At 48.1% G+C, this 20025-nt stretch carries 20 protein-coding genes; 6 read left to right on the forward strand and 14 right to left on the reverse strand.

The genetic code is table 11. The features are described 5' to 3' along the window. Positions 1-50 precede the first annotated feature (50 nt). Together J4760_RS09905 and malQ are read right to left on the reverse strand one after the other, a co-directional pair. Complete coding sequence (locus J4760_RS09905; RefSeq protein ID WP_145288172.1) at positions 51-2402, reverse strand: glycogen/starch/alpha-glucan phosphorylase; 2352 nt, start codon at positions 2400-2402, stop codon at positions 51-53. Further along, entirely contained in the window at positions 2399-3880 is a 1482-nt protein-coding gene (gene malQ / locus J4760_RS09910; RefSeq protein ID WP_237605584.1) for a 4-alpha-glucanotransferase, read from the reverse strand. Before malQ ends, J4760_RS09905 begins: the two co-directional genes overlap by 4 nt. A gap of 368 nt (positions 3881-4248) precedes the next feature. Here malQ and J4760_RS09915 point away from each other — a divergent pair, with 368 nt between their 5' ends. From J4760_RS09915 to J4760_RS09935, 5 genes are read left to right on the forward strand one after another with little or no spacing between them, the layout of a single operon-like run. Further along, complete coding sequence (locus J4760_RS09915; RefSeq protein ID WP_237605585.1) at positions 4249-5163, forward strand: metal ABC transporter solute-binding protein, Zn/Mn family; 915 nt, start codon at positions 4249-4251, stop codon at positions 5161-5163. Between the two features lie 12 nt (positions 5164-5175). Then, entirely contained in the window at positions 5176-5901 is a 726-nt protein-coding gene (locus J4760_RS09920; RefSeq protein ID WP_237605586.1) for a metal ABC transporter ATP-binding protein, read from the forward strand. Beyond that, complete coding sequence (locus J4760_RS09925; protein ID WP_237605587.1) at positions 5894-6772, forward strand: metal ABC transporter permease; 879 nt, start codon at positions 5894-5896, stop codon at positions 6770-6772. Before J4760_RS09920 ends, J4760_RS09925 begins: the two co-directional genes overlap by 8 nt. Then, on the forward strand, positions 6769-7863 hold the full coding sequence (locus tag J4760_RS09930) for a metal ABC transporter permease (RefSeq protein WP_237605588.1): 1095 nt from the start codon (positions 6769-6771) through the stop codon (positions 7861-7863). Before J4760_RS09925 ends, J4760_RS09930 begins: the two co-directional genes overlap by 4 nt. 55 nt (positions 7864-7918) lie before the next feature. Beyond that, positions 7919-8572 carry a metal-dependent transcriptional regulator gene (locus J4760_RS09935; RefSeq protein ID WP_145288159.1) on the forward strand — a complete coding sequence of 218 codons (654 nt, stop codon included), beginning with the start codon at positions 7919-7921 and terminating at the stop codon, positions 8570-8572. Between the two features lie 57 nt (positions 8573-8629). Here J4760_RS09935 and J4760_RS09940 read toward each other — a convergent pair whose 3' ends face one another. From J4760_RS09940 to J4760_RS09950, 3 genes are all read right to left on the reverse strand, one after another. Beyond that, positions 8630-9457, reverse strand: coding sequence for a manganese catalase (locus J4760_RS09940; RefSeq protein ID WP_237605589.1), 828 nt, complete (start codon positions 9455-9457; stop codon positions 8630-8632). A gap of 114 nt (positions 9458-9571) precedes the next feature. Beyond that, complete coding sequence (wrbA, locus tag J4760_RS09945; protein ID WP_237605590.1) at positions 9572-10183, reverse strand: NAD(P)H:quinone oxidoreductase; 612 nt, start codon at positions 10181-10183, stop codon at positions 9572-9574. A gap of 42 nt (positions 10184-10225) precedes the next feature. Beyond that, complete coding sequence (locus J4760_RS09950) at positions 10226-10666, reverse strand: MarR family winged helix-turn-helix transcriptional regulator (RefSeq protein ID WP_237605591.1); 441 nt, start codon at positions 10664-10666, stop codon at positions 10226-10228. A 165-nt stretch (positions 10667-10831) separates the two neighbouring features. Here J4760_RS09950 and J4760_RS09955 point away from each other — a divergent pair, with 165 nt between their 5' ends. Then, positions 10832-12430, forward strand: a complete 1599-nt coding sequence (locus tag J4760_RS09955; protein ID WP_237605592.1) for a BCCT family transporter — start codon at positions 10832-10834, stop codon at positions 12428-12430. Between the two features lie 56 nt (positions 12431-12486). Here J4760_RS09955 and J4760_RS09960 read toward each other — a convergent pair whose 3' ends face one another. The 9 genes from J4760_RS09960 to J4760_RS10000 form a co-directional block, all read right to left on the reverse strand. Further along, positions 12487-12954, reverse strand: coding sequence for a Dps family protein (locus J4760_RS09960; RefSeq protein WP_237605593.1), 468 nt, complete (start codon positions 12952-12954; stop codon positions 12487-12489). Between the two features lie 97 nt (positions 12955-13051). Beyond that, positions 13052-14089, reverse strand: a complete 1038-nt coding sequence (locus tag J4760_RS09965) for an aldo/keto reductase (protein WP_237605594.1) — start codon at positions 14087-14089, stop codon at positions 13052-13054. Between the two features lie 162 nt (positions 14090-14251). Next, positions 14252-15034 (reverse strand): Cof-type HAD-IIB family hydrolase, encoded by a 783-nt coding sequence (locus J4760_RS09970; RefSeq protein ID WP_237605595.1) that lies wholly within the window; start codon positions 15032-15034, stop codon positions 14252-14254. Positions 15035-15113: 79 nt separating this feature from the next. Beyond that, a complete protein-coding gene (locus J4760_RS09975) occupies positions 15114-15833 on the reverse strand; it encodes a hypothetical protein (protein ID WP_237605596.1) in 720 nt (239 codons plus the stop codon). Between the two features lie 75 nt (positions 15834-15908). Further along, a complete protein-coding gene (locus tag J4760_RS09980) occupies positions 15909-16628 on the reverse strand; it encodes a hypothetical protein (protein WP_237605597.1) in 720 nt (239 codons plus the stop codon). Next, the gene (locus tag J4760_RS09985; protein WP_237605598.1) at positions 16616-17236 is read right to left on the reverse strand and encodes a hypothetical protein; all 621 of its coding nucleotides are present in this window, start codon (positions 17234-17236) and stop codon (positions 16616-16618) included. Before J4760_RS09985 ends, J4760_RS09980 begins: the two co-directional genes overlap by 13 nt. A 3-nt stretch (positions 17237-17239) precedes the next feature. Continuing rightward, on the reverse strand, positions 17240-18712 hold the full coding sequence (locus tag J4760_RS09990; protein WP_237605599.1) for a sodium:solute symporter family protein: 1473 nt from the start codon (positions 18710-18712) through the stop codon (positions 17240-17242). Beyond that, entirely contained in the window at positions 18699-18950 is a 252-nt protein-coding gene (locus tag J4760_RS09995; protein WP_145288124.1) for a hypothetical protein, read from the reverse strand. Before J4760_RS09995 ends, J4760_RS09990 begins: the two co-directional genes overlap by 14 nt. A 16-nt stretch (positions 18951-18966) precedes the next feature. Continuing rightward, a complete protein-coding gene (locus J4760_RS10000) occupies positions 18967-19956 on the reverse strand; it encodes an ornithine cyclodeaminase family protein (protein WP_237605600.1) in 990 nt (329 codons plus the stop codon). Positions 19957-20025 lie beyond the last annotated feature (69 nt).

A 20025-nucleotide genomic window follows, 5' to 3' on the forward strand; every position in this document is an offset into this window, starting at 1 on the left:
ATGGCCTGGCCGCATTTGCGGCCAGGCCATTTCTGTAATTTTGAAGTGTTCTATTGCTGTCTGGCGACGTGCCATATATCTTTTGCGTATTCTTCCAGCGTACGGTCCGACGAGAACTTGCCTGCATTGGCCATGTTGATGAACCCTTTTCTATAGAAGGCTTTCTGATCTTTGAAATCTCTGGCAATCTGATCCTGTGCCTGGCGATAGCTTCCAAAGTCTTCCAATACGAAGTACTGATCCTCTTGTGTCAGGTTATTGTATAGATTCTGGAACATCCCTGTATTGTTATCATGGAATGTGCCATCGACCAGGGATTCGACAACCTGTTCCAGACCTTCGGTCTGCTTCATTGCAGCTATCGGATCATAGTTCTTCCGCTTCTCTGCAACTTCTTCCACTTCCATGCCAAAGATATAGTTGTTCTCCCTGCCTGCTTCTTCCACAATCTCCACGTTGGCACCATCCATCGTGCCGACTGTGACTGCACCATTGAGCATGAATTTCATGTTACCTGTACCGGAGGCCTCTTTGCCTGCGGTTGAAATCTGTTCAGACACATCCGCTGCCGGGAACAACCTTTCAGCATAGGAAACGCCATAGTTCTCAACAAACACCACTTTGATGATGCCATTCACTTCGGGATCGGTGTTCACGCGGTTTGCCAGTTCGTTGATATACTTGATGATTGCTTTGGCGATGTAGTACCCGGGAGCTGCCTTCGCTCCGAAGATGAATGTCCGTTTTGTCCATTCACCTTCAGGATCGGCTTTGATGCGGTTGTACAGATCACCGATATAGAATCCCATCATCAGCTGACGCTTGTACTCGTGCAGCCTTTTGATCTGAATATCGAAAATGGAATCCGGATCGATATCCACCTCTTCGTGGAACTGTATATACTCCGCCAGCTCCTGCTTCTTTTCATGCTTGATATCAATGAAACGCTCCAGCACCTGATCATCATCCTGCTTTCCTTCAAGATCTTTCAGCCGTCCAAGTTCTGTAATCCATTCCTTCGAGCCGAGAAGGTCTGTGATCATGCCACTCAGCTGAGGATTGGACTGGAGCAGCCATCTTCTCTGTGTGATCCCGTTCGTCTTGTTGACGATACGGTCCGGGAAGAGATTATGCCATGAGCTGATGACATCCGTTCTGAGCAGTTCCGTATGGATTGCTGCCACACCGTTCACTGCACGGGTTGCATAGATGGACATGAATGCCATGTGGATGCCATTATTCTGGATGATCAGGAAGTTATGCCATTCATCCTTGTCAATTTTCCACTCTTTCAGTTCAGCAATCAGACGGGAATTGATCTCCTCGATGTATGGATACAGATTCGGAAGTACTGATCTGAAAAGCCCCTTGTCCCATACTTCAAGCGCTTCTGCCAGCAGAGTATGGTTCGTATAGGCCATCGATTTCTGTGTAATATCGAAGGCTTTTTCAAAATCCACACCTTCCCGCTCAAGAAGACGGATGAGCTCCGGGATGGCAAGCGCCGGGTGTGTATCGTTCAGCTGGATGGAATGCAGTTTTGAAAAGTCATCGAAATTCTTATGGCCTTCCGCCTTGTACTTGATCATCAGATCCTGAAGGGATGCGGAAGTGAAGAAGTACTGCTGCTTCAATCTGAGCTTCTTGCCTTCTGTTGTCGAATCATTCGGATAGAGGATGCGGGAGATGGTTTCCGCTTCATCCTGCGCTCTGACCGAATCGATATATTTACCTTCGTCAAACGCTCTGAAGTCGAATTTATGGATGGCTTCCGACTTCCATAGACGAAGTGTATTTATAGTATCGCCACCATAGCCGACAATCGGCATATCGTACGGTACAGCTTCCACCTTGTCTGCTTCGCTGAACTCGACAATCACCGTATCGTTGCTGTTCTTGATCAGCCATGGATTGCCATGTTCGAGCCACGGGTCGGCAGATTCCACCTGGAAACCGTTGACGAAATTCTGCTTGAATATGCCATACTGGTACAGTATGCCGTAACCGGACAGCGGATAGTCGAGTGTGGCACCGGAATCCAGGAAACATGCAGCAAGGCGGCCGAGTCCACCGTTTCCAAGTCCTGCATCATCTTCCGCATCTTCCAATGCATTATAGTCGACGCCCATTTCATGAAGCGTCCTTTTGACTTCATCATCTATGCCGAGGTTGACCAGATTATTGCTCAGCGCGCGTCCCATCAGAAATTCAGCAGATAGGTAGTAGGCCTGCTTCTTCTTGTTGAACTTGCTTTTGGATTCGATCCACTTCGGTACAAGATACTCCATTACAGCATTGCCGACTACTTTGAACTGTTCCTTTTCGTTCAGGGCGTAAAAGGACTGGCCGTGGCTTTCATACGCTTTTCCTTCAATTCTTTCCTTGAGTTGTAATGACGTCATAATGACCTCCCATAGCGTTTATTCAAATTTTTTAGATGTACTTTATGCTTTTCCGTAAGCGACTCCTGTGTCATGCGCCACTCCCAGTTGCCTCCGATGGTCGATGGCCAGTTGAAGCGGGCCGAGTCATCAAGCCCAAGAAGGTCCTGTACAGGGATGATGGCCAGATTGGAAGAGGAGGCGAATACACCTCTGATGCAGCCATTGACGTACCCTTCCGCTTCAGTAAGGTTCAGATAGTCTTTTGCTGTCTCGAAGGCTGCTTCATCAGCAGTGTCGAGCCATCCCTGCATCGTCTTTGTATCGTGGTTGCCGGTGTATGCAATGGAATGCCTCGTATAATTATGCGGCATGTATTCGGAATCCTCGTCGCCGAAACCGAACTGTATGACCTTCATACCTGGATAGCCTGTCGCTTCAATCAGATTATAGACTTCCTCTGTCAGGAACCCGAGATCTTCAGCCAGAATCTCCTTATCTCCGAGCTTCTCCTTTATCGCCTCGAACAGTGGAAGACCAGGCCCCTTCACCCAACGTCCATTCTCTGCTGTTTCATCCTCTGCCGGCACTTCCCAGTAGGATTCAAAACCTCTGAAATGGTCGATGCGGACTGCATCGAACAGTTCAAAGCTTTCTTCGACACGTCTGATCCACCAATGATAGCCTTCCTGCTTCATTTTTTCCCAATTATAGATCGGGTTTCCCCAAAGCTGCCCGGTATCGCTCATCATGTCGGGCGGTACCCCGGCGACAACTTCAGGATGCAGGTTTTCATCCAGTTTATAGAGGTCCGGCCGCGACCAGACATCCGCACTGTCCGCTGCGACATAGATCGGGATATCGCCGATGATCCGAATACCTTTTTTGTTTGCGTATACTTTCAGATCATGCCAGTGTTCGAAGAACAGATACTGGGTGAAGACCCAGAAGTGTATATCCTTTTTATGTTCCTCGCGGAATTCCTCAAGCACTTCCGGATCCCGAAGACGATAGGTTTTCGGCCATGCAGTCCAGGCAATATTTCCATATGCGTTCTTGATGGCCATGAAGCACGCAAAGTCAGGCAGCCAGTCTTCATGAGACGCCATGAAGCGCTCCAGCTCCTCCTCAATATCCGGGTAGGCACGCAGGAATGCCTTATGGAGCAGGGACATTTTTCCTTCATACAATTTTGCATAATTTACAATCTCATCGTCTTCTCCGAGATCCGTCTGGATGATTTCCGACTTTTTCAACCATTCCTTCTCCATCAGTCGATCGAAATCGATGAAATAAGGGTTTCCGGCAAAAGCAGAAAAACTCTGATAGGGAGAATCGCCGAAACTCGTAATGCCAAGCGGTAGTATCTGCCAGTACTTTGTGCCTGTCGCAGAAAGGAAGTCTACAAATTGGTATGCATTCTCCCCGAAATCTCCAATGCCGTACTTTCCGGGTAATGAAGAGACATGGAGCAGTAGACCACTGGCGCGCTTTTTCATGATATCCCTCCTTGTGCAAACGTTCGCATTTCTGTAGCTCGATTATATCATAGGTGATGATGACCCACTTCCATTAAGGATATGGAAATCATTCATCAAATATAATCTGTTTTGATTCATGACTATTTTCAATTCCAAATACCAGGATTTGATTTCAATATTCCGGGTGGTCTCGGTAATAATATAAAGATAGGTTTCCATCATTTTCTGAAGAAAGCCCACCCCTTTTCTTTTTCCCCTTAATATGAACTTAAACAATTAAATGAAAAATTTAGTATTATGGAACTCCGATATTACCATTTTGATTTTTAGGTTTGACTAAATATTTTTATTAGGGTAACCTAAATAAAAAGAAGTGGAGGTGCCACATGAAGAAGATGATCGTGTTCTGCCTGCTGGCTGCTATACTGCTCCTCTCCTATGGATGCAGCAGCGTGCAGGGCGAGGAGGATGGACAGCCGGATGTCGTAGTCACAACGACATTCATCTATGACATGGTGCAGGTGCTGAGCGAAGGCGTTGATGCATTCGACACTTCATTGATCATTCCGGCCGGGGAAGACCCGCATATCTATCAGCCGAAAGCCAGTGACCTTGCACTGATACTGGACGCCGACACGCTGCTCTATCAGGGATTGAACTTTGAAGGACGGATGGCGGATGTACTGGATGGCGGAACATCCATCACCGAAGATTTTGATGAAACGGCCCTGCTGCAGGAAGGCGAAGGCGAGGCAGATCCGCACTTCTGGTTCGATATCGAACTCTACAAGTCAGCGGTGAATACCGTAAGCAGCACACTATCCGAGGACTATCCTGAACACACAGATGCTTTCCTTGAAAATAAGGAAGCATATTTCAAATCTCTCAATGAACTGGATGATTATGTCGAGGAACGGATTGATGAAATTCCCGAGTCTTCGAGGCTCGTCATTACGCCACATGATGCCTTCGGCTATCTGGCTGCCAATTATGACCTTGAAGTCCATGCACCGCAAGGCATTTCAACAGATGCCGAGGTGTCCAACAATACAATCGAAGCGACAGCAGATCTGATTATGGAAAACAACATCAAGGCGGTATTCATAGAAACCACTACAAACCCGGACCGGATGCAGCGCCTGAAGGAAATCATCCAGTCGAGAGGCGGATCCGTCGAAGTGGTCGGCACTGAAAACGATGCACTGCTGTCCGACTCGCTGGGTGAAGCCGGCAGTGAAGGAGACACATATATCAGCATGTTCAGGCATAACATCGATACCATTACAGATCATCTGAAATAGGGAGGCAAACACATGGAAACACTCATCACAATAAAGGATCTGAACGTCGCCTATCAGGAAAAACCTGCACTATGGCATGTCAACATGTCCATTCCTGCCAATAGCCGCACTGCAATCGTCGGTCCGAATGGTGCAGGCAAATCGACGCTGATCAAATCCATCATGACGCTGATCAAACCCATATCCGGTAAAATAGATATCGACGGAAAAGATGTCAGACACGCTTTGAAAAGAATCGCCTATGTGCCTCAGAAAGGTGAAGTCAACTGGGATTTTCCTGCAACCGTACTGGATGTGGTGCTGATGGGCCGGTACGTCCACAAAGGGTGGTTCAAGCGTCCGAATAGGCAGGATTCAGAGATCGCCCTTGACGCTCTTAAGACCATGAAGATGGAAGCCTTCAGAAATCGCCAGATATCCGAGCTGTCCGGTGGCCAGCGTCAAAGAGTGTTTCTTGCGCGTGCCATTGCACAGGATGCAGAGATCTACATCATGGACGAGCCGCTTCAGGGCATCGATATTACGACCGAGAAACTGATCATTGATGTCATGAAGGCACTGCAGCAGGAAGGAAAGACGTTTGTCGTCGTGCATCATCAGCTGGATACGGTCGAAGACTATTTTGATCATGCTGTCATTTTGAATAAGACAGTCATTGCACAAGGACCTGTAGAGGCAATCTGGAATGAGTCCAATATCGAAAAGGCCTACTATGAGATGAGTGGTCACCATGATTGATATACTGACAAGCTACACTTTCATGATCGTAGCGCTTGGGACGGTCATCCTGGCCGTTGCCTCGGGAATCATCGGCACAGTCAGTGTCATCAAGGGGCAGAGCCTGATCGGTGATGCTGTGGGACACGCCACTTTTCCCGGCATCGTGCTCGCCTTCATGCTCGCCGGCACCCGAGAAACGCTTGCGTTGGCACTTGGGGCGATACTGCTCGGCATCATCGCCTTCTTCACCATCCAGATCATTACCGAGCATTCTAGAATTACGCTCGATGGTGCACTTGCCCTTGTTCTTTCCTCCTTTTTCGGCCTTGGCATGGCGCTGATGAGCTTCGTACAAGGGAATCCGGACTTTGAGGGTACACAGGGGTTGTCCGACTATATATTCGGGCAGGCCGCCTATATGCTGCGCAGTGATGTATATCTCATACTGGCCGCCTCGGGCGCGAGTCTGCTGGTTTTCATACTGTTCTACCAGCAGCTTAAAATATATATATTCGACCCTGTCTACAGCCGCAGCATCGGCATCAGCAATATGCTGATGAACTTCATGATTCTCGGCATCACCATTACACTGATCGCCGTCGGCCTGAAGGCCGTCGGTGCCATCCTTATCGTCAATCTGCTGATTGCACCTGCTGTCGTCGGACAGCTCTGGTCGGATCGATTTTTCCACGTCCTCATCATTGCCGCCGCTACAGGTGGGATCTCAGCATTTGCAGGCACCTACATCAGTACCGCAGGCAATGACATCGCCACCGGCCCGGCAATCATACTTGTCCTGTCAGCATTCGTGCTCGTGTCCCTGCTGTCTGCAAGGAAAGGACTGCTCAGACGCAGTATCCTGAAAAGAAAAGTGGGTGAACGCTCATGATGATAGAGGTCCTGTTTGTATTGATTGTCACCGCAATGGCTGCCAGCCTGCTCGGGGTCTTCCTGGTACTGCGTGGCATGGCGATGGTTACCGACGCAATCAGCCATACGATACTGCTCGGCATCGTGCTCGCTTTCTTCGTGACCAATGACATCCGTTCACCATGGCTCATCATTGCAGCGAGCCTCGTCGGACTCGCTACCGTCTATATCATTGAGCTTGTTTCAAAAACAGAACTGATCCGCCAGGATGCCGCCATCGGGTTTGTATTTACAGCCCTGTTCGCCATCGCAGTCATACTCGTTTCGAAATTTGCGGGCAATGTGCATCTGGATATGGACGTTGTACTTATGGGGGAAGTCATTTTTGCGCCATTCAACCGTATCGATATACTGGGTGTGAGCATTCCGAATGCCCTCTGGCAGCTCTCCATCATACTGCTTATCAACATCGCCTTCGTCACCCTGTTCTACAAGGAGCTGAAAGTGACAAGCTTCGATCCTAAATTTGCATACATTGCCGGCTTTTCGGTTGCACTCATCCACTATGGTCTCATGACGCTCGTTTCGGTCACTGCAGTTGCAGCCTTCGATGCCGTCGGTTCCATACTTGTCATCAACTTCTTCGTTGCGCCTGCTCTGACTGCGTATCTGCTGGTCAGACGACTCGGTGCGATGATTGGACTCGCCCTCGCGTTTGCAGTACTGAACAGTGTCGCAGGCTATTTCATCAGCTTCCATTTTGACTTGTCCGTCGCTGGAACCACCGCTTTCGTAGCACTGATTACGTTCATGATTGTATTTCTGTTCAACAGTAAAGGATTCATCATCCGGCGCATTCAGAAACAACACCAGAAGAAAACGTTCAGCCGCGCCATGATAATGATGCTTATGAATGAAGCATCGCATGAATCCCTGAGCCAGAAAGAGATCATGTCGCACTTCAACTTGTCTGAAGCCCAGTTCAACCGGCATATCAGCTACCTTATCGCAAATGAATATATGGAAAAGGACGAAGAAAAATACAGGCTCACCCGGCGCGGCGAAGAATTTACACACTATACGCGACTCAAATACGAGTTGCCCGCCTAGAGCGTGTACTTCATAATGAATAGATGAAAGACCGGACCAGGAACGGAGGATTATTTTGAGCCCGACTAAAGAAGATTATTTGAAAATACTGTTCGAACTTGGTGGAAGAACAGAACAGGTACCGAATAAGGAGATTGCCAATCGACTGAGCATCTCACCCCCCACCGTGACGGAGATGATGAACAGCCTGGTCAAGTCCGGCTGGGTGGTATACACACCCTACAAAGGCAGCAAGCTCACCCGTGAAGGCACCGACTATGCAAAGAGAATGATCAGAAAGCATAGACTCTGGGAAGTGTTTCTTGTGAAACACCTCGGCTTCTCGATCAATGATGTCCACTCGGAAGCCGAACTGCTGGAGCACACTACGAGCTCCATACTGGCGGATAAGCTTGAACAGTACCTCGACTACCCGGAGCATTGTCCTCATGGCGGTGCCATTTCTGTAGATCGCATGGAGGAACAGGAAGTGCGGACCATCCACCTGACCGAGGCGGAAACCGGCACTCCGGTACGCATCTCCCGCATTGTGGATGATGAAAAGCTGCTTCACTATTTTGAGAACCATAACTTGGGAATCGGCGACCAGGTTACTGTGAAGGAGCGGGACAGTGCGCTCGATCTGATAACACTGCATCATGACACTTCCAACAAGGAGATACAGATCAGCCAGACCATCGCCCAGTATCTTTTTGTCGAACATATATAGCACAAAAAAGCATCCTTCCATCTGATGGAAGGATGCTTTTCGCTATGACTGCCAATTCTATTTATCCTGGTTCGGCAGTGTATTGTGCATATATTTTGGTGCTGGATTGAGCACAGGGATTTCTCCATATGCCTTCGGAGTACTTTCGTACTGGAACTCTGCCGCACCATCCGGTGTTACGCCATCCATCCACTCAAGCTGGGAACTGCCTTCACCTTCAGAGAAGTTGTAGAGTTTGTATGAGAACTCTGTCGCTTCCATATCTTTTGTCACTGTGGAAGGAGCGACAACGCCTTCCTTCTCTTCCAGATCCTTGATTGCTGCAATCCACTGGTTCTGGTGCATTGTGTCTCTGGCAAGCAGGAAGGACAGCATTTTCTTGACACCAGGGTCATCCGTCATTTCATAGAGACGGGCCACCTGGGTGCGTCCCTGGGATTCGGCATTTACGTTCGCTCTCATATCTGCCAGCAGGTTTCCACTCGCTATAATATAACCACCACTCCATGGTACGCCTGCGCTATTCTCAGGTGCTGCCCCAAGACCTGTAACGATGGCATGATGCGGATTCATGCCACTCATGATGGCGCCGATTGCCGGGTCTTTCATCGCTTTTTCCTGCTCATCAATCGGTGCACCATCAAGCAATCTTGCAACCATTGTTGCGAGCATTTCTATATGGCCGAGTTCTTCTGTCCCCGTATCCAGTATGAGATCTTTATACCTTTCGTTGCCTCTCGTGTTCCATCCTTGGAATAAGTATTGCATCGCTACTGACATCTCACCGTATTGGCCGCCAATGACTTCCTGTAACATCTTCGCAAATACCGGATTCGGTTTTTCCGGTTTAGCTTCGAACTGCAATTCTTTTCTATGGTAGAACATGGTATCCCATCCTTTTCAATATATGATTTGCACAACTAAAGTACCCTCTAGATCCTATATGAAACATATGTAAAAAGAGCAGCTGAACGCACCTGTTCAACTGCTCTTCTATATCTACTGACCTTGGCCATCTTTGATCCATTTTGCTACATCGATTGTACGTCTTGCCTGGGACTTTACTGCATCCTCGATATCACCAACGATCCCATTCTCCGATACAGTCGCGGAAACACCGTACGGGTTGCCTCCTGACGCAAATTGGACAGGGTCTCCATAGCCCGGTGGTACAATAATCGAACCCCAGTGTGCCATCGTCTTATAGATGGAAAGCACTGTGGCCTCCTGTCCGCCATGCGGGTTTTGCGCGGAAGTCATTGCACTAACCACCTTATTGACAAGCTTGCCCTGTGCCCACAAGCCGCCGGTCGTGTCAACGAAAGCCCGGAATTGGGATGCTTCTACGCCAAAACGCGTTGGTACGCTGAAGATGATGGCATCCGCCCACTCAAGATCCTCGGTAGTCGCTTCTGTGACATCCTGTGTTTTCTCATAATGCTCTTTCCATGCAGGATTCTGTTCTATTGCTTCCATCGGTGCCGTCTCGGGTACTTTACGTAATCTTACGTTCGCGCCCACACTCTTACCTGCTTCTTCAGCCCATTGAGCCATCTGATGATTGGTACCAGTCGAACTGTAGTAGACTACAGCCAGATTCAGTTCTGTCATGATATCTCTCCTTTGTAAGAATGATGTCACAGATAAGATACGTTACAGCGAAACATTCTTTCCCAGTTTTTTGAGCAGCTCGATCAGTTCACTCTTCTCTTTCGGATCGAGGCCACCTGCAACCTGCTCAAGACGTTCTGCATGATCGGGGAAAATCTTATCCATCAACGACTTTCCTCTACCCGTCAGAGAAACATATGAAACACGACGGTCTGCTTCATACTGCTCCTTCCTGACATAATCCTCTTTCTCGAGATTGGTCACCACGTAGGTGATTGAACTCGAGGAGATCAGCACCTTTTCTCCAATATGCTGGACCTGCTGTGGCCCCTTATTATACAAAAGTTCCAATACGGCAAAAGCTGTAGGATTGAGCCCGTGCTTTCGCATATCTTTGAAAGCTTCACTCTGAATTGCATGAAAGGCATGATGCAGTACTACGTAAAGTTTCAAAGATAGTTCCCGATTATTTGATGTTTCCATGTCTCCACCTCTTCCTATATACACCATGATTTGCTACCATTAGGTTGTGTTATATCCTACTTATTGTGTAGAATATAAAATTCCATGTTTTATTGCCTACTGATTGTTATATATATGTAGTATACATGTCAAACTGTAAAAACTTAATATGTTAGGAGCATACTTATGTCTGAAAAACGAAAGAGAAGTGGTTTCAAGGCGATTGACTGGAAAATCTTTCTTCCTTCTCTGCTTCTCATTCTACTTATCAGTATTCCACTGGCGCTGTTCGAGTCGGAATCGCTGACACTGCTGAATGGCATCTTCGATCAGATTGTTGCCAATTTCGGCTGGGGCTATATCTGGTACGCCACACTTCTGCTTGCAGCGGGCCTCTACCTGTCTTTTTCAAAATACGGCAAGGTGGTACTTGGTGCACCCGATGAAAAACCTCGTTTTTCACTGATGTCATACGCCTCAATACTCATTGCCATGGGGCTTGGGTCCACAATCATGCGAACCGGCATGGTGCAATGGGCAGAGGTTGCCAATAACCCGCCGTTCGGTATTGAACCCGGCTCTACAGATGCCATGCTTTGGGGCAACGCCTATTCCATGTACATGTGGAGCTTCCAGATTTTCTCCATATTCGTCATGACAGCACCTGCAATTGCATATATCATCCATGTGAAGAAACGTCCGATGATGCGCGTCTCGGAAGCAACCCGCGTAATATTTGGAGACCGTTTCACTGATGGAATCGGCGGCATACTGATCGACGTTCTGTTTCTGGTCAGCATTCTCTCAGGTGCGGCAGTAACACTGGGTCTTGGAACACCGATCATTACATCCAATCTTGCTGCACTGATGAATATCGAAGTGACATTCACCATGACGATGATTGTCACATTCATCTGGGTCGCACTATTCTCACTCAGTGCCTACCTGGGCATCGAGAAAGGCATCAAACGCCTGAGCCTGCTGAATGTATATCTTGCAGGGGTTCTGGCGCTGTTCATTCTTGTAATCGGCCCCGGAATCTTCATTCTCGACTATTTCACAGATACCGTCGGCCATTTGCTGAACAACTACTTGACCTATTCCTTCTTTACGGACTCTTTGGCAGTGGAACAGACAGCACATATGCGAAGCCATATGATTTTCTGGATTGCCTATAGTGCCACATGGGCGATGCTGCATAGTGTATTCGCAGCGAAAATTTCAAGAGGTCGCACAATAAAGGAAATGATTCTGACGTATCTTCTTGCACCGACAGCACTGTCATGGATTGCGACCGGCATACTGGGTGGCATCGGAGTACACAGACAGCTGAACGGTCAGCTTGATATTCTTTCTCTGGCACAAAATGAGGAAGCGGTACAGATGATTCCTGACATTCTGCAGACCCTTCCGTGGTCCGGGCTGGTCATGGTGCTCTATATCATCATTGCAATGATCTTCCTGACCACTACACTCGATTCAACAACATTCACAATTGCTGCATATACCAGCAGAAATGACATGAGTGAAAATGATCCATCGAAATTCCTAAGGATTTTCGTTGCACTGGTCATCACTGGACTTGCGCTCGTACTGATGCAGATCGGTGGACTCGCACCACTTGAAGTCATATCCGGCATGATGGGGCTGCCGATCATTGTCCTGCAGTTCCTGACCATCTACGCCGTCAAGAAGATGATTGATGAAGATGAAGCATGGAAGTACAACATCCGTACACCTGATGATGCAGAAACAAACGACGAATACAGCTATAATAGCCAGTAGAAACTGCATATACTAAATAATCCAGCTCCATAGGGAGCTGGATTATTTTTATCATTCTACTGATTGACTTCTTTTCCGAGGAAGGATCTGAGCATCCAGTTGTTCTTTTCAATATCCGTCACCATGCCGATGAAAATATCAGCTGTGCGGTCATCTCCGGCTGCTTCTGCTGCCTTGATGCCTGAATTCAGCTCTTCAATCACAGAATCATAATCCATTACAAGCTGTTTCACCATGGCATTGGCATCCACATCGTATTCCGCTTCCTTGACACTTGCTTTTTCAATCGCTTCAGACTGTTTGCCAATGGGTTCTCCGCCGATTGCAAGCAGCCTTTCAGCCAGTTCGTCCACATAGGTCGAAGCCGTATCATAGAGCTCCTCGAATTTTGCATGAAGGGAGAAGAAATTTGCTCCCTTTACATACCAGTGATAGTTGTGAAGCTTTGTCCAGAGTACTGTGAAGTTGGCGACCTGTAGGTTAAGTGCATCTCTTACTTCCTGCTTGCTGTCTGTGCTAGTCATTCTTTATCACCCTTCTTTTAATATGATCATATTAATTATACCCTTGGCGTTTCCATTCAAACGCCCGTGCCTCGTTCTTCACATAGTGTTCACAGTCTCAGGAAAATTCCATTCTCACATACTTTAAAGACTGTAGTTCAGAACGGTGTGGCGGGGCGTAATGCTCGAGATAGTTGCTTTCCAGATCATCGATATGACGCTTCAGTATGTCATCTATTTCCTTCAGTTCCGTTTCATCGAGAATCCAGTTGCTGGTACCTTCGATATCTTTCAGCTGTTCCGGTTTTCGTGCCCCCCACAGTGCGATGCCGAGCCCAGGCTGGGACAGAACCCAACGTATGGCAAGCTGCGGCATGCTCTTGTTGCGCTCCATAGCGAAGGCTTTCAGGTCTTCAAGCGCATCCATGTGTCTCGTAAACTGCTCTTCTGAATACATCGGGTGGCTGTGTCTGATGTCTTCCTCTGCAAACGTCGTCGACTTGTCCATTTTTCCGGTAAGCATGCCATGTGCCATAGGTGCCCACGCAAGCCCAGTCATCTGATGCCTTTCGCCATAGGCGAAGCAGTCTCTCTGTCCACGCTGGAACATGTTGAACTGGTTCTGGGTGACGTGCAGCGGCGACTCCTCGCGGAATTCATCCATTTCCCGAGGTGTAAAATTGGTAACCCCGATGGCACGTATCTTCCCTTTATCATACAGCTGCTTCATCATGCCGGCCATTTCAGCCATCGGTACTTCCTTGTCTCGCCAATGGACCTGGTATAGATCTATATAATCCGTCTTCAGGCGTTTGAGCGTGTTGTCCACTTCCTCTTCCACGCGTTCCGGGCGCATATCACGATAGACATCCCCTTGGTTCGTCCAGTCGATGCCCGGTTTGCATGCAAGGACGATATCCTCCCTTTTCACATCCGACTCCTGCAGTGCCTTGCCGATGAAAGTTTCAGACTTCGCGAGTCCATAGTCCGGTGCAGTATCGATCATGTTGATTCCCTGGTCGAATGCCTCATGCACAGTCCGTATCGCTTCTTTTTCATCCGGTTCGTTCTGCCACATGAAGCCACCCATCGCCCATGTACCGAGCGCAATACGCGACGCTTCTATATTTGTATCACCTATTTTTATTCTTTCCATGCCCTCATCCTTTGGGTTCATTCAATTGATCATTTAAGGTTCAGATACCCAGTATGCTTATGACAAAACGTTCGAGGCCGGCCATATGGTAAAGGAAGACACATTAAAAAAACCTTCAGAGTCTGTACTATAAAGTACAGACTCTGAAGGTTCTGCCATCCGCTATTGGATAAGCCCCGCCATCTTCAATCCATGCAGTATGCCATCTTCATCGACATGTCTCGTTTCATACTTGGCATAGGATTTTACAAGGTCGGTCGCATTTCCCATTGCATAGCTGTTGTGTACGGTGGTCAGCATTTCTATATCATTGGGTCCATCACCAAAAGCAAACTGCCTCTCTGCAGAAAAGCCGAGATGATCGATGAGCTTTTCTATACCGTTCGCTTTCGAACCGCCCCTCGGAATGACATCGAGTGACACTGGATGCCATCGGATGAAATTAAAAGCATCGTAAGCTTCCTCATACTGCTGCTCCTCTCCTTCCGGACAGAAGAGCAGCGTCTGGTATAATTCCTTTTCTTCATGGTAGGAGGAATCGTGGGTCGGCGTGATGCCGAGCTTCAGAGTGGAGAGACCTTCTGTAATATATTCATGTTCAGGTACATTGGAACGCATTTCGTCTTCGCTCAGGTAGACGACCGGATGATCGTTCTCAAGTGCCTGCCTGGTCAAGTCAGCCAGGGCTCTGGCATCCAGCGGATTCCTGTAGATGACCTCACCTTCCAGTACTACATACTGTCCATTGCAGCTGACATATGTATCGATACCGAGCGCTTCCCTGAGCTCCTTGTACATGAACGGCGCCCGACCGGTCGCAATTGCGACAATGTGCCCCGCCTTTTTCAATTCGTCCACTGCCTGTCGCGTCGTATCGGGCAGCTTTTTTTCAGTGTTCAGCAACGTGCCGTCTATATCAAAGAAAATAATACTTTTATCTTTCATCCTTCGCACCTCATCCTGAATTTTAACTTCAATCTATTTCATCATACAATATGAAACGCCTTTCATGTCAAAGGAAGACCTATTCGACGTTTTCCTTCAAAGTATCGTACCACTCCCTTGTCATAGCTGGATTCTTATCGTTGATATAGGTGTGGACATCACCCCGTACTACGACAATCATTTCATTCCCAAGATCTTCGATATTCAACGAAAAAAAAGTATCCCCTTTCGAAAAAGATCCATGCCGCTGGTTCAATGTACCGAGAACGTTGTGATTGAAAGGGATTTCCGGCATCGCGTCCACCATTTCGATACGCTCTATCTCCTCATACGCATAGCCGATATAATCAGGCAGCATGCTTGCATGCGTGCCCTCGAATACCATATCGACATCTTCAGTACCACGCGCGAAAAGGAAGATGAATATGCCTGCAATGACCCCGAACCAGATGACTGCCATCACCAGGTGGCTCCTATCATAAGTCACAGTATGGAGCTTCAGGTCGACAATCAGACTCAGAAGCAGCATGGCAGCGAGAAAGAGCCCGATCAGCCATACCGACAGTACAGGATCGATGAACAGGTGCACTCCCAATGCCAGAAGAAGAACGCCAAGCATGATAAAAAGAAATATGCCTTCCAGCCGACCAATATTCAGGTCCTGTACCTTCAGGTAGTCATCGTCCGTAAACCGCCGGTCATCAAAGCTGAAGTATTTCCTTTTCTCGGATATGTAACGGGTGTGAAAAGACTTCAGCAGCAATCCGGCAAATAATATATAGATTAATGTGAATATCATCGGCATTCCTCCTTGGAAAAAGTATGACACAACGCTTCCACAAAGACAAAAGGACGCAATCTTGGGATTGCGTCCCTATTCAATACGCTGTTTCAGTTCTTCGTACCATCGTGAAGTGGTGGCATCATCACTCGAGTTGATATACCTGTAATGGTTATTGGTCACCAGTCGGATCATTTCGCTTGAACGGTCTTCTATATGCAGAGTATAAAGCTTATCAACTACTGTATAATCACCATGGAGATGCCCCCCGATGCCCGACACACGATTATCGACAGGAATCGATGGTTCATCGGAGACCATTTCCAGTTCGTCGATCTCACTAAAATGTATTTCCCGTGATTCGTCACTGATCATGATAGTGTGGTCCTCAAATTGAACATCAACTGCCTTCACACTGAGTGTCAGCATAAGATAGATTATTACAGGTATCGACAGCAGTGGCCACACTGATTGCCATAGATACTTCTTTTTTGCTGTCACCTGATATACCTTATAATTGCTTATTCCGAGCAGCAGAAGCATGATGGCATAGATTGAAATGATGAGCCATACTGCATTCACCGGATCGATAAGGAGATGGCAGACGACTGCAGTCAGGAAGATGCCAAACGACAGAAAGATGGTGAACTTCTCCAATTCGATAATCCAGGAGTCCTCAATCTGAACGAGCTGCTGTTCTGTGAAGCTGGCATCGTCAAAGCTGAAGTAGCTTCTTCTTCTGGAAATGAAATGCATCTGGAATGCTTGGATAATGAAGGCGAGTGTCGTTGCAAAAAATATTATGGTCTCCATACTGGACCACCCTCGCTCTTCTCATCGATCAGATCCACACCACTGGCCCACCGTCCGCTCATGAATGTTTCCGATTCACCGGTGTTGGCATTGATGTAATGGATTTCCCTACCCTGATCTCCTGATATTACAACCTTCCATAGAGGAAGATGTACAATCCTTGGTTCGGATGGCTCATGCTGCGGTTTCTTGAGTACATAGGACCGGTCAATCTGCATTGTCTGTACATCCTTTACATATCGGGCAACATCCGCTTCATCAATGACGGGATGGACGATGCTGTTTTTATCCACAGAAACCTCGGAAATGAAAGGCACTGTGGAAAGCAGCCCACGGTAACCTGAAACTGCATCGACAAATATCATATTGGGTATGCGCTTCGGCTTGAATGGCCGTCTTGTCGCAACGACTGTGTTTTTTATGATCCACATCGGATGATGGATGAGCCGACTGCTTTCGATACGCTGCCTGATTGTATTGTCGTCCATGCTCATATTGAACTTCTTCATCATGCCGGATGCTTTTCTGATCAAGCCTGGAAGCGCGTCCGTTGCAACAGTCGGTTCACCGAGCTGCTCGATATATTTTTCCTGCTTGCCAATCAGCATGTCCTACACCTCTTCTGTACGGGCAGCGGCTTTGCCTTCCGCTTCAATATGTGTATGATAGCGGTCGACCTGCGCCTGGATTTCAGATGACGGCGCTGGTGTCATCAGACTGACACCGACAGTAAGAATCAGTGATATCGGTGCTGCGATGATCGGTTCAGCATTTGTAGGGAGAATCTGCAGCGATACGAGTACCAGAAATACTACTGCGCCGCCGAGCATACCTGCGAAAGCCCCCTGCCTGTTCGCACGCTTCCACCAGATGCCAAGGACAAAAGGAATACCGAATGAGGATAGCAGGAAACCGCCAACCCAGCCGACCATGATTGCGATAAGCTGTGGCGGGTTGATCGCAATAAGAATACCGATGACACTCGCCACCAGCATGACGATCAGACTGAGCAGCGTAATCAGCTGCTCGCTCGCATTTTTATTGATATTTTTCTTGTATATATCATATGCGACACCTGCCGATACAGCGAGCAGCATCGCATCCGCCGATGACATGATTGAAGCCAGAAGCCCGGCAAGCATGATGCCCCCGACAATCGGCGGCAGATAATGCTCGATAACCGATACAAAGATCATATCCGCATTGTCCAGCTGTCCGGCAATGCCTATACTTGCGCCTGCCATCGCAACCACCATACCACTCAGGAAGAGCAGCAGATAGATGAGCGTGCCCCACATCGAGGAGCGTCGTGCAGTTTTGGCATCCCTCGAGGCAAAGTTCCTCATGACAACAGATGGTGATATGATACCGAACCACAAGAAGGCAATGAAAAGACCGAAGTAGGCCATCCATGGCTGGGTGACGTCACCGAAGTTCAGATCTGTGGAAAGGGCATCGTCGAGCAGCGCGGATATCCCACTATGATCGAACAGGATGAATATTGCCAGCACCATGACACCAAGCAGCATGATCGCCCCTTGGAAAAGATCGGTGTAGGTGATGGCCCACATGCCGCCGAGTGCTGCATATATTGTGAACCCGAGGCCGAGAATGATGACTGCCCAGATATAGTCGATCCCGAGGACATACGAACCGATGAGACCTGAAGCAGTCAGTTGCGGCACCATATAGAATGTCATCGCCAGTACAACGATGATGGCTGCAAGAATCTGGACAGAACGGCCGAATCTCTGATCAAAGAAGTCGGGCATGGTCTTGACCCCTGCTCTTCTTACCTGTCCTGAAATCAGGAACATCGCAAAAGGCAATATGCCGATTGCACCGAAAGCATAGGCGAAGAAATACGGCAGACCGAGCGTAACACCGGAGCCGACCGCACCCATCAGGGAACTCGAACTGGCAACAGCTGCCGCAATGGCGAATGCACCGACGAACGTGTTGATGCTGGAACCTGCGGTATAGTAGTCGGAGGAGGATGAACGTGCTCTCCTATAGAAATAAAGCCCGATACCAATCATGAACAGCAGATACAAAAGCACAATGATGGCTTCAGTAATTCTCATATGTATCTCTCCTCTCCGTCTGCTCCTTCACCGATTTCTCGATATGTTCTATCCACAGTACGTAGATGATTGCGAGCCCAAACCACAGGATGATGCCGATCAGCATAAGCCAGGCAGTCAGTGCAACGCCTGCGACGTATGTTTCACTTGGCCACCATATCCATACAAAAGCGGAGTAAACGAGTACGACAATTGCAAGTATGAAGCCAGGATCCTTGAACTTCGATCTTTGTGCCATTTCCATCCCCCATTTATCATATTTCCACTGATGTCCCTCTGTTTTCTTTTTTTGCTTCCTTGTATACACCAATCGCTGCTGCAGAGTCGAAATAGGCAGCCCCTACAGACTTGAAGAAGGTCACTTCTTCCTCACTCTGCCTGCCTTCGACCTTACCATTCACCATATCCATCAGTTCACCGTGAAGATCACTGTATGACCAGCCATCCTGTTCATTTGCGTGGATAAGTTCGCCCGCTTCATGCGTTGCACCATCGAAGTCGTCGATGACAATCTTGTCCGCGCGCTGGATGAACTCGAAATCCACTTCCCGCATTTCAGGCAGATATGAACCGACACCATTGACGTGGGTGCCCGGCCGGATATCTTCCCCCTTGAATACAGGTGTACTGGATCGTGTACTGCAGCAGATGATCTCTGCTTGAGGCACTACCGCATTCACATCTGTGTGGACTTCCACCTCGATTTCCGGATCGATGCCGAAGTCCCTGAGCTTCTGCATGAATGCATATGCCTTGTCGGTGGTCGGATTAAAAAGCATGATCCTGCTGATCGGCCGAACTTCAAGCACGGCGAGCACCTGCTCGAATGCCATGCCGCCTGTGCCGATGGCAAGCAAAGTCTGCGCATCTCTCTGTGCCAGAAGATCCGTCGCAAGTCCGCTGATTGCCCCTGTCCTCAGACGTGTCAGATAAGAGGCATTAAGCAAGGCCAGATGGGTACCATCTTCCGCATCAGACAGCAGGAGCACACCTTGTGTCGTTGATTTGCCTACTGATGGATTATCCGGAAAGATGGTGACCGCCTTCATGCTCATGACCTTTTCATAAGTATCCAGATTCGGCATATAAAGTGCAGATCCATTGGTCTCCTTCGACTCGATGACAGTACGGGGTGGACTGATGATGCTGCCTTGCGCCTTCTGTTTCAGCATGCTTCCGATATCTCTTATGCAGTGGGACATATTATAGAACGACATGATTTCTTTTTCATCAAGAATAAGCATCAAACACCTCCAAATTATTTAAATATTCAAATTAAATCTTCTAATAAAATTATCACATCTGGTTTTCCA

Origin of the sequence: Salinicoccus sp. ID82-1, assembly GCF_021991715.1 — a bacterium.
Classification (GTDB): Bacteria; Bacillota; Bacilli; order Staphylococcales; family Salinicoccaceae; genus Salinicoccus; species Salinicoccus cyprini.

What these genes read in the sequence shown, in the direction of transcription:
- J4760_RS09925 (WP_237605587.1), top strand. Translation starts at nt 5,894, where the DNA reads ATGATTGATATACTGACAAGCTACACTTTCATGATCGTAGCGCTTGGG.
- J4760_RS09980 (WP_237605597.1), bottom strand. Translation starts at nt 16,628, where the DNA reads ATGGAGACCATAATATTTTTTGCAACGACACTCGCCTTCATTATCCAA.
- J4760_RS09905 (WP_145288172.1), bottom strand. Translation starts at nt 2,402, where the DNA reads ATGACGTCATTACAACTCAAGGAAAGAATTGAAGGAAAAGCGTATGAA.
- J4760_RS09960 (WP_237605593.1), bottom strand. Translation starts at nt 12,954, where the DNA reads ATGACTAGCACAGACAGCAAGCAGGAAGTAAGAGATGCACTTAACCTA.
- J4760_RS10000 (WP_237605600.1), bottom strand. Translation starts at nt 19,956, where the DNA reads ATGCTTATTCTTGATGAAAAAGAAATCATGTCGTTCTATAATATGTCC.
- J4760_RS09930 (WP_237605588.1), top strand. Translation starts at nt 6,769, where the DNA reads ATGATGATAGAGGTCCTGTTTGTATTGATTGTCACCGCAATGGCTGCC.
- J4760_RS09940 (WP_237605589.1), bottom strand. Translation starts at nt 9,457, where the DNA reads ATGTTCTACCATAGAAAAGAATTGCAGTTCGAAGCTAAACCGGAAAAA.
- J4760_RS09990 (WP_237605599.1), bottom strand. Translation starts at nt 18,712, where the DNA reads ATGAGAATTACTGAAGCCATCATTGTGCTTTTGTATCTGCTGTTCATG.
- J4760_RS09995 (WP_145288124.1), bottom strand. Translation starts at nt 18,950, where the DNA reads ATGGCACAAAGATCGAAGTTCAAGGATCCTGGCTTCATACTTGCAATT.
- J4760_RS09915 (WP_237605585.1), top strand. Translation starts at nt 4,249, where the DNA reads ATGAAGAAGATGATCGTGTTCTGCCTGCTGGCTGCTATACTGCTCCTC.
- wrbA (WP_237605590.1), bottom strand. Translation starts at nt 10,183, where the DNA reads ATGACAGAACTGAATCTGGCTGTAGTCTACTACAGTTCGACTGGTACC.
- J4760_RS09985 (WP_237605598.1), bottom strand. Translation starts at nt 17,236, where the DNA reads ATGCTGATTGGCAAGCAGGAAAAATATATCGAGCAGCTCGGTGAACCG.
- J4760_RS09920 (WP_237605586.1), top strand. Translation starts at nt 5,176, where the DNA reads ATGGAAACACTCATCACAATAAAGGATCTGAACGTCGCCTATCAGGAA.
- J4760_RS09950 (WP_237605591.1), bottom strand. Translation starts at nt 10,666, where the DNA reads ATGGAAACATCAAATAATCGGGAACTATCTTTGAAACTTTACGTAGTA.
- J4760_RS09975 (WP_237605596.1), bottom strand. Translation starts at nt 15,833, where the DNA reads ATGATATTCACATTAATCTATATATTATTTGCCGGATTGCTGCTGAAG.
- J4760_RS09970 (WP_237605595.1), bottom strand. Translation starts at nt 15,034, where the DNA reads ATGAAAGATAAAAGTATTATTTTCTTTGATATAGACGGCACGTTGCTG.
- J4760_RS09955 (WP_237605592.1), top strand. Translation starts at nt 10,832, where the DNA reads ATGTCTGAAAAACGAAAGAGAAGTGGTTTCAAGGCGATTGACTGGAAA.
- J4760_RS09965 (WP_237605594.1), bottom strand. Translation starts at nt 14,089, where the DNA reads ATGGAAAGAATAAAAATAGGTGATACAAATATAGAAGCGTCGCGTATT.
- malQ (WP_237605584.1), bottom strand. Translation starts at nt 3,880, where the DNA reads ATGAAAAAGCGCGCCAGTGGTCTACTGCTCCATGTCTCTTCATTACCC.